Here is a 13,268-nt window from a genome sequence, read left to right on the forward strand (position 1 = left end):
TTCAAATAGATTTTCGTGTGTGTTGAGGGCTCCTCTTAAAATGCGAGTTCAAAAGTCTGCTGTTGGTGTGAATATATAGGACTTGATTGTCCCATGTGAATATATAATTAAGGAAAGGATGTGTGCTGTATGGCTGGGAAATTGCTTATTGTCGGCTTCGGACCGGGCAGCTTTGAGCATATTACAAAACGGGCTCGCGAAGCGCTCCAAGAGAGCGAGGTTATTATTGGCTATAACACTTATGTGGATCTGATTCGTGGGCTGTTGAGCGACCAGGCAATTGTCCGTACAGGAATGACCGAAGAGGTTAGCCGTGCTCAAGAAGCGGTAAGGCAGGCGGAAGCAGGGAAAAAGGTTGCGGTAATCTCTAGCGGCGACGCGGGTGTGTACGGTATGGCTGGTCTTGTGTATGAGGTATTGATGGAAAAAGGCTGGCGCAGGGAGAGCGGTGTGGAAGTTGAGATTATTCCTGGCATCTCAGCAATAAACTCTTCGGCTTCATTGCTTGGAGCACCCGTCATGCACGATGCCTGCACAATCAGTTTAAGTGATCACTTAACACCATGGGAGCTCATTGCAAAACGCGTGGATGCGGCAGGACAGGCGGATTTTGTCATCGCTCTATATAATCCGCGCAGTGGTAGGCGAACACGGCAAATTGTAGAGACGCAGCGAATTTTGCTAAAGTATCGATCACCGGAAACACCCGTAGGGATTGTGAAAAGCGCCTATCGGGAGCGGGAGCATGTAGTGGTGACGAATCTGCGCGATATGCTCGACCACGATATCGGCATGCTGACGACGGTCATCATCGGGAACTCATCGACAACGGTGTACGATGGATTGATGATTACACCGCGCGGTTATCAGCGCAAGTATACCTTGGGAGCGGATGTGCAGCCGCTCCGTCCGCATCAGCGGCTGCAGCAGGAGGCAGAGCCCTGGGCGCTGCAGCAGTGGGACTCGGAGCCTGTCGGTGACGGCGATGAGGACTGGACCTTTGAGGAAGACGACGATGCCGAAGATGCGTATGTGAAGGCGCCGGAACGCGCCGGAAGTGCGGTAGCGGTAGGCGCGGAGCGAGAGGCGACGCTGGCGCGCGGCGGAAGTGCGGTAGCGATAGGCGCGGAGCGTGAGGCGACGCTGGAGCGCGGTGGAAGTGCGGTAGCGATAGGCGCGGAGCGTGAGGCGACGTCGGAGCGCGGCGGAAGTGCGGTAGCGGTAGCAGCTGCGGCAGCTCCGCTGCTGCTGGCGCTGGAGGCGCTGCAGCTCGCCACGCGCGGTAGCGGCGAAGCCATGGATACCAGCGGTGCGTCAGCGGCTGGTGGGTCTGCGCTGATGGCCGGATTGTTCCGGCAGCAGTCGATTTTTGAGCTGGCGGTGAGCCCGGGCGTAGCCGACAAGAAGTTCACAGCTAAGCAGATGATTACATTAGCTGATGTTGTTGGTGAGAAGGGGACGATGGAGTATACTCCGCATCACCAAATGATTTTGCGTGTGCCAACTGAAAATCCTGAGGAAATTACGGCAAGACTGCGCAGCGAAGGTTTTCTCTTAGCTCCAATCGGAGATGTGGCACAAATCAAGGCTTGTGATTTTTGCAATGGCGAGAAGGGTGAAGCCATTCCTTATGCAGAATCTTTGCAGCAAAAGCTAGGTGGCATCAAAGTACCGAAAGAGCTGCGGATCGGGTTAAACGGCTGCGGAATGGCGTGCTATGGAGCCGTAAATGAAGATATCGGCATCGTATATCGTAAGGGCAAGTTTGACTTGTTCCTGGGGGGCAAAACCGTAGGCCGCAATGTACATCCTGCTCAACCTGTAGCAGAAGGAATTGATCCCTGGCGTCTGGTGGAGACCATTGAACGTATTGTACACCGGTTTATTGATGAAGGACATCCCAATGAACGATTCCATAAATTTTTTAAACGAGCGAAGGAACTGGAAGGCTACCGTCATCAGGATATGCCTGCTTTTACAATAGAAAATGCAATTTGTGGGGATTAAAACTAGCATGCAGTAGAACGGGAGGAGTTTACGGATGAACGCGGTATTATTTGTAGGACATGGAAGCAAGGATGCGGAGGGCAACGAGGAAATCCGTATTTTTGTGAAATCGGTAGCTGAGGGACTCGAGGATTTGATGGTGGAGACTTGTTTCCTGGAGTTTGAATCTCCAACTATTATGCAAGGAATTGATAAATGCGTTAGACAAGGAGCTTCAAGAATAGCGGTTGTCCCTATCACATTATTTTCTGCGGGGCATGCCAAAATCCATATTCCTGCGGCGATTGACGATGCTAAATTGCGTTATCCAACTATTGACTTTACATATGGTAGACCCATTGGAGTCCATCAGCAGGTGCTGGATATTCTCACTTCGAGGCTGGAATCCGTAGGTCCCTTGAATGAGCTTGGACTAAATCAGGAGCAAGGGCTTGAGGAAACAGCTGTACTCGTAGTTGGCCGGGGCAGCAGTGATGCTGATGCTAACAGTGATTTGTTTAAAATCTCCCGCCTCTTCTGGGAAAAATTAAAGGTCAAATGGGTCGAAACGGCATTTATCGGGGTAACGGCTCCTTTAATGGATGAAGGCGTTGAACGATGTTTGAAGCTTGGGGCTCGCAGAGTTATAATTTTACCTTATTTCTTATTCACAGGTGTATTAATTAAAAGGATGGAGAACATGTTAGAGCAGTACTCGGAGCGATATCCAGAGCTTGAGTTCGCGCTGGCCGATTACTTTGGCTTTCATCCAACATTGAAAAATATTTTGCAAGAGAGAGCTCTTGAAGCTGTACAAGGTGAGTCCAAAATGAACTGTGATATGTGCCAATACCGCTTGGCGGCAATGGAGCACATCGATCATCACCATCATCATGACGATGACCATCACCATGACCACGATCATGGTCATGGTCATGATCACAGCCACGACCATGGACACAATCATGATCATGATCACAGCCATGACCATGAACACAAGCATGACCACGGTCACGAGCATGACCATAATGACCACCATAAACATGAACAACATACTCCTGTTCATGCCAATGACTCAGGTGATAATAAGTAGAACAAAGAGTTAGATCCACTTGAACCTACGCTTTTCTACAAGCGATAAAACAACTTCTGTATTAAGTAATCGCGAGGAGGTACTTTCATGATACTGGTTATGGCCGGAACTAGCGATGCGCGCGAATTGGCATTGAGTATTCACCAAGCAGGCTATACTCTGCTTACTACTGTTGTAACTGACAGTGCAGCCAAATCGATGGATGAAGCAGGCTTGCCTGTACTCATCGGACGCCTGACTGCCGATGCTATTGCTGCATTGGTAAGGGAAAAGGGGATTCGTACTATCGTGGATGCAACGCATCCGTTTGCTGAAGAAGCGTCCAAGAATGCAATAGCCGCAGCTCAAGCAGCAGGAGTACCCTACATTCGCTATGAGCGCGACCGTTTGACGATCGAAGGGCATCCGCTTATCACATTCGTTGATGATTATGAGCAGGCGGCAGAGCAGGCAGCAGCGCGCAAAGGCGTTGTGATGCTGACAACGGGCAGTAAGACGCTGCATATTTTTGCCAAGCGGTTGCTTGGCTTGCCGGATACCACACTGGTTGCCCGGATGCTTCCACGCAGAGATAATATGGAGAAATGTGAAGAACTCGGACTGGAGCAAAAAAACATAGTAGCGATGCAGGGGCCTTTTTCCAAGGAGCTGAATAAGGCGCTTTACTCACACTACAAGGTGACTTTGATGATTACGAAGGAAAGCGGAAAGGTCGGCGCGGTGGATGAAAAGCTGGAGTCGGCACTGGAGCTGGGGATTGAGTCTATCATTATCGGTCGCCCGTCCGTGGAATACGGATTACACTTTAGCGATTTCGACAGTGTTGTAAATAAATTAAACGAACTTCTACAGGAGGCGTAAAAATATGGATTTTGGTACGGAGTTTAAGCCGTTGACCGTTCAGCCGCAAGAGATCGAGGAGGAAAGCTTCCGTATGATTACGGAGGAATTGGGCGAGCATCCTTTCACAGAGGAGCAGTACCCTGTCGTGCAGCGGGTTATTCATGCATCCGCAGATTTTGAACTGGGGCGGAGTCTCGTATTCCATAGGGATGCCATTCAGGCGGGAATCCGAGCGGTTCGTGCCGGTAAACCAATTGTTGCAGACGTACAAATGGTGCAGGTAGGTATCAGCAAGCCACGTTTAGCTAAATTCGGTGGGGACGTTAAGGTATATATTTCGGACCCGGATGTAATGGAAGAAGCAAAACGATTAAATACAACGCGTGCAATTATTTCGATACGCAAAGCAATTCTTGAATCCGATGGGGCTATTTATGCAATCGGCAATGCGCCAACAGCGTTGCTGGAGTTGATTCGTTTAGTTAAGGAAGGCGCAGCAAAGCCTGGCCTAGTGATCGGCGTCCCCGTTGGATTCGTGTCTGCGGCGGAGTCGAAGGAAGAATTGGCGAAGCTGGACATTCCGTTTATTACGAATATCGGACGTAAAGGCGGCAGTCCGGTTGCAGTCGCGACGGTCAATGCGATCTCCTTAATGGCGGAACGGTTAGGGTAAACTGCTATGACAGCGGATAATACGGGCAAGATGGATAATCCGGATAAAGCTGAAAATATGGACATGGCAAGCGAGCCAGACAAGTCCTCAGATAAGACTGACAAGTCAGATGGAGCAAATAAACCAAGTAAGTCTGACAAATCAGATGTAACAAGTAAACCAAGTAAATCAAGCCAAAAAGAAGTCAATGCAACCAAAGAAGAGAAGCCGTTACGGCATGGTTATACAACAGGTTCTTGCGCAACGGCGGCGACTAAAGCGGCACTAACAGCACTAATCCTGCAGGAGAGTCAGTTGTACTCGACGATCCGAATACCGATCGGAGAGGACGTTACATTCGAGATTGTTCGCTGTGAGTATGAAACGGAGCGTGCAGAAGCGGAAATAATCAAGGACGGCGGTGACGATCCGGATGCAACTCATAAAGCACGGATTATTTCTGAGGTCAGCTGGCGTTCTGAGTCAGGCATCGAGCTTGACGGGGGTGTCGGTGTAGGCCGCGTTACAAAGCCGGGCTTGCCCGTGCCTGTTGGTGAAGCTGCGATTAACCCTGTTCCGCGTAAAATGATTCGGCAAGCAGCAGAAGCTGTGCTTAACCAGTATGGGATAGACAGGGGAGTTCGGGTCGTTATTTCTGTGCCGGATGGCGAGGAAATCGCAAAGAAGACATTGAATGGAAGACTCGGAATTCTAGGTGGAATTTCGATTCTTGGTACAAGAGGCACTGTGGTGCCTTTTTCCACTTCTGCCTACAAGGCAAGCGTTGCTCAAGCTATTCGTGTCGCTGTGACTTGTGGATGCACTCATTTGGTGCTGTCAACAGGTGGACGCACTGAGAAGTATGGGATGGACATGTATCCTGATTTATCGGAAGAAGCGTTCGTCGAGATGGGAGATTTTATTGGTTTTGCTCTCCTGCAAGCGAGAAGACAAGGCATTCGAAAAGTGACCTTGGTTGGAATGATGGGTAAATTCTCGAAGGTGGCACAGGGAGTTATGATGGTACATAGCAAAAGTGCGCCCGTCGACTTTGGTTTCCTGGCAAAGGTTGCATCAGATGCAGGGGCTACTCAGGAGCAAGCAGCAGCTATTTTGGAGGCCAACACGGCTGCACTAGTCGGTGATTGGATGCAGGAATGGGGCTATAGCACTTTTTTTGAACTGCTATGTTCTTATTGCTGTGAAGCTGGTCTGAGGGAAGTCGGAGGCGGCATGGAGATTGAAACGGTGATTATTTCCATGAAGGCCAGCTTGTTGGGCAGCGCACGAATGGATGGCTGACAACGGTAGAGTGGGGGTTGACTCACCGGCATGCAATGCAATGGGGGGAATGGGCAGGATGAATGAACGGCATACACCAATTGATGGCAAGCCGAGCAATAGCAATCTAAGCAGTAAGCCAAGCAACAACAAACTAAGCAACAACAAACCCAAGGTCATAGGCATTGGAGATAACGGCCGTGACAGCTTGCTTCCGTTGTATCTGGATTGGATCACACAAAGTGAGGTGCTAGTCGGCGGGGAACGTCAGCTGCAGTTTTTTCCTGAATACCCAGGAGAGAAGGTAGTGGTGAAAGGCGGCTTGTCAGAGCTAGCAGCACGACTAAAGTCAGAAGCAGAGCAAGGACGAAGGACGGTTGTGCTGGCTTCAGGTGATCCATTATTTTATGGGATTGGCGGCTATTTGAGCTCCAAGCTGGAGGTAGAAGTGTATCCGAATTTGAGCTCGATTCAATTGGCTTTTGCGCGAATGGGTGAAAGCTGGCAGGATGCCGAGCTCATCAGTGTTCACGGACGAAACATAAAAGGGTTGGCTCAACGTATTGACGGGAAACGGAAGGTAGCTCTGTTAACCGATGATCATAACAATCCTGTTGCTATAGCAGCTTATTTACTTTCTTTTGGCATGGAGGAATATGAAGTCTTTGTTGCGGAAAACCTGGACGGATCTGAAGAACATACCGGTTGGTTTGGGTTGCAGGATCTGGCAGCCATGGAAGCAGCGGACTTCTCCTCATTAAATGTTGTCATTCTTAAACATAAAGCCGATGCAGCCTCCACGCTGCCTGATTGGCCGCTTGGGATTGACGATGAGCTGTTTGCGCAGCGCAAGCCGGATAAAGGATTGATCACGAAAAAAGAAATCCGTGTGCTGAGTCTTGCGCAGTTGGGGCTTCGGCCGAACAGTATCGTGTGGGACATCGGCACCTGCACAGGCTCGGTTGCTATTGAAGCTGCGAGAATTGCGCGTCAGGGCGAAGTGTATGCCATTGAGAAAAACGAAGGCGATTTGCAAAATTGCTTGGAAAACATGCATCGGTTTCGTGCGGATATCACAGCTGTTCAGGGACGTGCTCCTCAAGGGTTGGAAGCTTTTCCTGACCCGAACGCCGTGTTCATTGGCGGCAGCGGAGGCGAAATGAAAGAGCTGCTTCACATTTGCTGCAGTCGTTTACAGCCTGGAGGCAGGATTGTGCTGAATGCGGCAACTATTGAAAACTTATATGAAGCTAACCGTACGTTCGCGGAGGAAGGCTTTGCTACAAACATTACATTAGCGCAAATATCGCGCAGTAAACCCATTTTGGATATGACGCGATTCGAGGGCTTGAATCCCATTTATATAATAACGGCACAGCATAAGAAGCCCGAAAACAGCACGGCTGGGGAAAAGGAGACTAAAGCAGGTGAGTAATTTAGGCGTTTTATATGGTTTGGGCGTCGGTCCAGGCGACCCGGAATTGATTACAGTTAAAGCTTTTAGAATTTTAAAGGAATCGCCTGTAATTGCCTACCCTCGTAAAAAAAAGGGAGCTAAGAGCTACGCGCTCGCTATTACGGAGCTGTATGTAAATACGGAAGAAAAGACAATGATCGGATTAACCTTCCCGATGACCAGAGACCGTGAAGCATTGGAAATGCAGTGGAACAAAACGGTAGATTCCGTCTGGGAGCATATTCAACAGGGGAAGAACGTTGCTTTTGTAACCGAAGGCGATCCGATGATTTACAGCACATTTATTCATTTAATGAGATTGATGAAGGAGCGCCATCCTGAGGTGGGTATAATCTCCATTCCGGGCATTTCCTCGATTAATGCATCTGCATCCCGTCTAGGCATCCCAATGGCTGATGGAGACGAGCAGATCGCAATTGTCCCGGCTACGGAAGATTATGATACGATGCGGCATGCGATTGAGTCTCATGATTGTATCGTTTTTATCAAGGTGGCTAAGGTAATCGATCTGATGATTCGGGTCTTAAGCGATCTTGGTTTGGTGGACAAAGCGGCGGTGCTTACAAAAGTGACCTCTTCGGAGGAAGAGATTTGGCGCAATATTTTGGAGCTTAAGGGTCGCGAGCTTGAATATCTTACGTTAATGGTGGTGAGGAAATAATGAAAATTTATATCATAGGTGCGGGTCCTGGGGATCCAGATTTGATTACGGTTAAAGGTCTTCGTATTTTGCAGGAGGCTGACGTTGTTCTGTACACGGATTCGTTGGTTAATGAAGAATTGATCGCCAAGGCTAAGCCTGATGCTGAAATTTTGAAAAGCGCGGGGATGGATCTGGACGAAATGGTCCGGGTTATGGTAGATCGTGTCAAGGAAGGCAAAATGGTGGCGAGGGTTCATACGGGGGATCCTGCTGTGTTCGGGGCGATCATGGAGCAGATTGCTCTTTTGAAAAAGGAAGGTATCGGCTACGAAATCATTCCAGGCGTAAGCTCCGTATTTGCCTCGGCAGCTGCTGTCGGAGCGGAATTGACTATTCCAGAGCTAACTCAGACGCTAATTCTTACTCGTGCAGAAGGACGGACACCGGTACCTGAGCTGGAGAAGCTGAAGGACTTGGCTTCGCATCATTGTACTATCGCGTTATTTTTAAGCGCGACCTTAACCAGAAAGGTTGTCACGGAGTTAACAGATGCTGGCTGGAGCGAGAATACACCGGTTGCTGTCGTACAGCGTGCGACTTGGCCCGATCAACTCATCATACGCACAACACTAGCTAATCTGGAGAAAGATATGAAGGAGAACGGCATTCGTTCCCATGCGATGATTTTGGCAGGCTGGGCGCTTGATCCAGAGATTCACACCAACGAAGAATACCGTTCCAAGCTATATGATAAAGAATTTACGCACCGCTTCCGCAGAGGGGTGAAACCATGATTAAGCTGAGCGAAGGCATCATGCCATCTATTGAACAACGCGGCGATTATGCGATTATTGCTATTACTAAGCATGGCGTTGAGATGGCAAGAAAGCTGCAAAGCTCCTTTTCTCATTCGGATTTATATTATATGTCTAAATTTGAGCGTGGGGATGAGGCGGCTCGCGGCATTCAAATGTTCGAGGGTAGCGTTCGGATGTTATTTCCTGCGTTATTTCCAGCTTATAAAGGCCTTATTATAATTATTTCATTGGGTGCGGTTATCCGCATGATTGCTCCTTTGCTGGAGGATAAGAAAAAAGATCCCGGTATCGTCGTTATTGACGATAAGGGGGAGAATGTGATCAGCGTGTTATCCGGCCATTTGGGCGGCGCGAATGAGCTGACTCGTGAGGTGGCAGCGGCACTTAATGCCAGAGCGGTCATTACCACGGCTTCCGATGTGCAGGGGACTATTGCCGTCGATTTATTCGGACGTCGCTTCGGCTGGGTTTGGGAGTCGGCGGATAAGCTGACTCCGGTTAGCGCATCTGTTGTCAACGAGGAGCCGGTTGCTGTCGTGCAGGAGTCAGGCGAAACGGGCTGGTGGCTCTATAATACACCGCTGCCGGAGAACATCCGTGTCTACGCAACGGTAGCTGAAGCGATTGCCGCACAGCCAAAGGCAGCGCTGGTGGTAACGCACCGAGTGTTGAGCACCGATGAGGAAGAGATTCTCACCAACGGTGTGCTGTATCGGCCGAAGGTGCTTGCGCTTGGCGTAGGCTGCAACCGTGGAACATCCGCGGAGGAGATCGAGGCGGTGATTGTGGAGACGCTGGCAGAGCTGCAGTTTTCGCTGCGCAGCGTGAAGGCAATCTGCACGATCGACCTGAAGAAGGACGAGGAAGGTCTGCTCGCGGTTGTGCAAAAGTATGGCTGGGCGTTCGAAACTTATACGCCAGAGCAGCTGAACGAGGTGTCTATCGAGAACCCATCGGACACTGTGTACAAATTCACTGGAGCGTACGCGGTTAGCGAGCCTGCAGCGAAGCTGTACTCTGGCGCTTCAACCCTTGCGCTTGTAAAGAAAAAATCCGGCAACGTCACTATTTCCGTTGCTGTCATTCCGTTTATATAAGAAAAATCCGTCAGGAGCTAATCTTATGACTGTTAGAAAATTAGTAATCGCCGGAACAGGCAGCGGCGTTGGCAAAACTACGCTGACCATCGGGCTGATGGCAGCACTTCGCAGTAGGGGTCATCAGGTACAGGGCTTCAAATGCGGCCCCGATTATATCGACCCAACTTATCATACCGCTGTTACCGGCCGCATCTCACGCAATCTCGACAGCTATATGCTGTCTCACGATATAGTAAAAGAGCTATACGCCAGAGCCAGCCGTGATGCGGATATCTCTATCATAGAAGGTGTAATGGGCTTCTACGATGGCAAAAATCCAAAAACCAATGAAGGCAGCACAGCAGAAATCAGCATGCTGCTGGATGCGCCTGTGCTGCTCGTGGTTAACTGCCAGAGCATGGCGCGGAGTGCCGCTGCTATTGTCAAAGGGTTCCAGGCTCTGGAACCCCGCGCACGTATCGTTGGCGTCATTGCCAACCGATGCGGAAGTGAAAGCCACTTCCGCATGGTCCGCGACGCCATTGAGCAGGAATGCGGAATCCCTGTAGTGGGATTCCTGCTGCGCAGCGACGACATCCAGATGCCTGAGCGTCATCTGGGCCTTGTTCCATCGGTTGAACGCGGGGAGCTGCAGCCGTTCTTTGATCGGCTGTCTGCGCTTATCACCGCTACCATCGATGTACAGCGGATCTGGGAGCTGGCGGAATCCCCAGCGGTGGAACTGCCTGATGCAGACGGATTTAACTTATTCCGTCATCGAGGCAGTCAAGCAGTCAAAATCGCTATTGCAAAGGACTCGGCTTTCAATTTTTATTATCAAGAAAATATAGAGCTGTTGGAAGCCTATGGTGCTGAATGCGTCTATTTCTCTCCATTAGCGGGGGAATCACTACCTGAGGGCGTGCACGGACTTTACCTAGGCGGAGGCTTCCCTGAGGAATTTGCTGACCGGCTAACAGCAGATGAACCCGTTAAGGATTCCATACGCAGCGCAATCCAACAAGGGCTTCCAACTTTGGCCGAATGCGGAGGCTATATGTATCTCACGGAAGCTATCGAGGACACGCAGGGTCAGAGGTTTCCGATGCTGGGAATCATCCCTGGATTTGTCCGAATGCAGCCCAGATTAGCCGCACTTGGTTATCGGGACATCACAGGCACGGAAGGTAACTTCCTGCTAGGTCCAACGGATAAAGCGAAAGGGCATGAGTTTCACTACTCCACCTATCAACCGCTTCCTGATATCGAGATTCCGTACGCCTATGAGACTAAGGGGATGCGTGGAGTTAAGCAGGAAGGCTACCGCAATGAACTAGGCAATCTAATAGCGGGCTATACGCATATTCATTTTGCTTCGGAGCCTGACTTGGTGCAGCGATGGATCACTAAATGCCTGGACTATAAAGATAACATTTTAACCTCTCATTCAAAAAGGAGCCATTGACCATGTCTGTTATAAAACTATTACAGCAGCGCAGAGCTATTAGAAATGTAAAGCCGGTTGAAGTAGAAGATGAGAAAATTCATGCGCTACTTGAAGCAGCTACGCTAGCGCCGAATGACCGACTTCGTGAGCCTTGGCATTTTTATGTAATTAGGGGAGAGTCCAAGCAGCGTTATGAAGCTTTGGCTTTAGAATATTTGGAGGAACGTTTCCCAACCAAACCGAATTTGGTGAAGGAATCGTTGAAGGTGTTAACGGCAACGCCTCTAGTTATTGTAGTTACCTCGGATGTTATTCCGAATGACAGTGCCTCATCCAAAGATAATGAGTACGCAACAGCATGCGCGATTCACTCGATGTGGCTTGCTGCAGGAGAGCTTGGATTAGGGCTAGTTTGGAGAACCCGTGGAATAGGCCTTGTCCATGATGAACGTATGCATCAGTTTATCGGCTCACCTGAAAATAAGCAAGTTGTCGGTACTCTGTTCATCGGCTATCCGGCTGACGAAACAGCGCCAACTGCCAGAACCCCTCACCGTGACAAAATGACTTTCTTATAATTATTAGACTGATAAGTGTGCTCCAACCCTTCGTATAGTGCTGTTGTTTTCGCAAACACCATTATGGCTAGGGCTGGAGCACTTTTTTTTATATCCTCACTTGTGATACCTGTTGCAGAGCTATGCATCCCGAGTTTTACAAAGCTGAACCAACTATGACTACAATCGGAACTAGGTTTTGCGCTTGAGTCTAATTTGTTGGATAATGGAAAGGATTGGATTACTCAATTCAGGACTATCGATATGGAGATGGATATTGCTGGTGCTGAAGAAAACATACACTCATGCACATCCTTGCCAAGTCATCTTCTGAAATAAAATAGTAGGAGGGATAATAATGGAACAAGCTTCAGCTAAAGAAATTTCTTTTTATAATGTACCTGCAATCGAGCTAATCTCAGGAGGTTATCGAGCCGTTATCGTTCCTGAAATCGGGAGCAATATGGTAGAACTGAGCCGACCGGGAGAGAACTTAAGCTTTTTGCGTACTCCAGAGAGCTCCGAGCAGCTGCGCACAGCAGGGCAGCGGTATGGAATTCCACCATTATTTCCGCCCAACCGAATTATGGGTGGTAAGTTCTCTACTCCTTTTCGCGATTACGTACTCCCTTTGAACAGTTCGGACGGAGAGCATTTTATGCATGGTATTCTTCATAAAAGGGCTTGGGAGATCAAAGGTTACAGCGTCCGCGATGACGGTGCAGCCCAGATTGTTCTCCATATGGATATGGGAAAGCAAGGAGAAATGTTTGCTTATTTCCCGCATGAATTTTCTTATGAACTGACATATATTTTGTCCGAGCAAGGGTTAGAGCAGCAGGTCCGAATTGAAAACTATGGTGAAGAACCGATGCCGCTAGGAGTAGGCTTCCACACTGCCTTTCGGGTGCCATTCCATGCAGAGGGGCAAGAGCAGGATTATCGTTTAAAGGTGTCTGTAGGAGAGAAGTGGGAGCTAACGCCTCTGTTTGTGCCTACAGGTACTCTGATGCCGCTTGATGAGAAGGATCAGCAGCTGCTTGGAGAGGGAATTCAGCCAACAGGAGAAGCCTATGCGAGTCACTTGACTAGTAAAGCCGTAGAGCGCAACGGAAAAAGCTTTCATGGTGCCGAACTCATAGATACCGTACGGAATATAAGTCTTGTGTACGAGGTAGACAAGGTATTTGAACATTGGACCCTATGGAATGATGACGGACAAAGCCGATTTATTTGCCCTGAGCCGCAAACATGGGCAATTAATGCACCCAATGTGCTGCTTCCGGATGAAGTTACAGGGTTTCAATTGCTTGTGCCAGGAGCTGTATGGACAGCTACATGCCGGATGTATGCAGTAAGCGGAGAATGATGATCAGCTTTTAAGCGAGCCAA

12 protein-coding genes are annotated in these 13,268 nt (G+C 49.3%); all 12 read left to right on the forward strand.

Going from position 1 to position 13,268, the window contains the following annotated elements; all coding sequences use genetic code 11:
* Positions 1-129: 129 nt before the first annotated feature.
* Positions 130-2,007: a precorrin-3B C(17)-methyltransferase gene (gene cobJ, locus GC093_RS25410; RefSeq protein WP_171654719.1), complete on the forward strand. Its 1,878-nt coding sequence runs from the start codon at positions 130-132 to the stop codon at positions 2,005-2,007.
* 34 nt (positions 2,008-2,041) lie between these two features.
* Positions 2,042-3,079, forward strand: a complete 1,038-nt coding sequence (locus tag GC093_RS25415; RefSeq protein WP_171654720.1) for a sirohydrochlorin chelatase — start codon at positions 2,042-2,044, stop codon at positions 3,077-3,079.
* Between the two features lie 87 nt (positions 3,080-3,166).
* Positions 3,167-3,940 carry a precorrin-6A reductase gene (gene cobK / locus GC093_RS25420; protein ID WP_171654721.1) on the forward strand — a complete coding sequence of 258 codons (774 nt, stop codon included), beginning with the start codon at positions 3,167-3,169 and terminating at the stop codon, positions 3,938-3,940.
* A 4-nt stretch (positions 3,941-3,944) separates the two neighbouring features.
* Positions 3,945-4,595, forward strand: a complete 651-nt coding sequence (locus GC093_RS25425; protein ID WP_171654722.1) for a precorrin-8X methylmutase — start codon at positions 3,945-3,947, stop codon at positions 4,593-4,595.
* A 6-nt stretch (positions 4,596-4,601) separates the two neighbouring features.
* Positions 4,602-5,876 (forward strand): cobalt-precorrin-5B (C(1))-methyltransferase, encoded by a 1,275-nt coding sequence (locus GC093_RS25430; RefSeq protein WP_246315298.1) that lies wholly within the window; start codon positions 4,602-4,604, stop codon positions 5,874-5,876.
* Between the two features lie 49 nt (positions 5,877-5,925).
* Positions 5,926-7,290, forward strand: coding sequence for a precorrin-6y C5,15-methyltransferase (decarboxylating) subunit CbiE (cbiE, locus tag GC093_RS25435; protein WP_246315300.1), 1,365 nt, complete (start codon positions 5,926-5,928; stop codon positions 7,288-7,290).
* Entirely contained in the window at positions 7,283-7,993 is a 711-nt protein-coding gene (cobI, locus tag GC093_RS25440) for a precorrin-2 C(20)-methyltransferase (RefSeq protein ID WP_171654724.1), read from the forward strand. Before cbiE ends, cobI begins: the two co-directional genes overlap by 8 nt.
* Entirely contained in the window at positions 7,993-8,769 is a 777-nt protein-coding gene (gene cobM, locus GC093_RS25445; RefSeq protein WP_171654725.1) for a precorrin-4 C(11)-methyltransferase, read from the forward strand. Before cobI ends, cobM begins: the two co-directional genes overlap by 1 nt.
* Positions 8,766-9,890, forward strand: a complete 1,125-nt coding sequence (locus GC093_RS25450; RefSeq protein ID WP_171654726.1) for a cobalt-precorrin 5A hydrolase — start codon at positions 8,766-8,768, stop codon at positions 9,888-9,890. Before cobM ends, GC093_RS25450 begins: the two co-directional genes overlap by 4 nt.
* A 25-nt stretch (positions 9,891-9,915) precedes the next feature.
* Positions 9,916-11,337 (forward strand): cobyrinic acid a,c-diamide synthase CobB, encoded by a 1,422-nt coding sequence (locus tag GC093_RS25455; RefSeq protein WP_171654727.1) that lies wholly within the window; start codon positions 9,916-9,918, stop codon positions 11,335-11,337.
* Positions 11,338-11,339: 2 nt separating this feature from the next.
* The gene (locus tag GC093_RS25460; RefSeq protein ID WP_171654728.1) at positions 11,340-11,897 is read left to right on the forward strand and encodes a nitroreductase family protein; all 558 of its coding nucleotides are present in this window, start codon (positions 11,340-11,342) and stop codon (positions 11,895-11,897) included.
* 337 nt (positions 11,898-12,234) lie between these two features.
* Complete coding sequence (locus GC093_RS25465; protein WP_171654729.1) at positions 12,235-13,245, forward strand: aldose 1-epimerase; 1,011 nt, start codon at positions 12,235-12,237, stop codon at positions 13,243-13,245.
* Positions 13,246-13,268 lie beyond the last annotated feature (23 nt).

Origin of the sequence: Paenibacillus foliorum, assembly GCF_013141765.1 — a bacterium.
GTDB lineage: Bacteria > Bacillota > Bacilli > Paenibacillales > NBRC-103111 > Paenibacillus_S > Paenibacillus_S foliorum.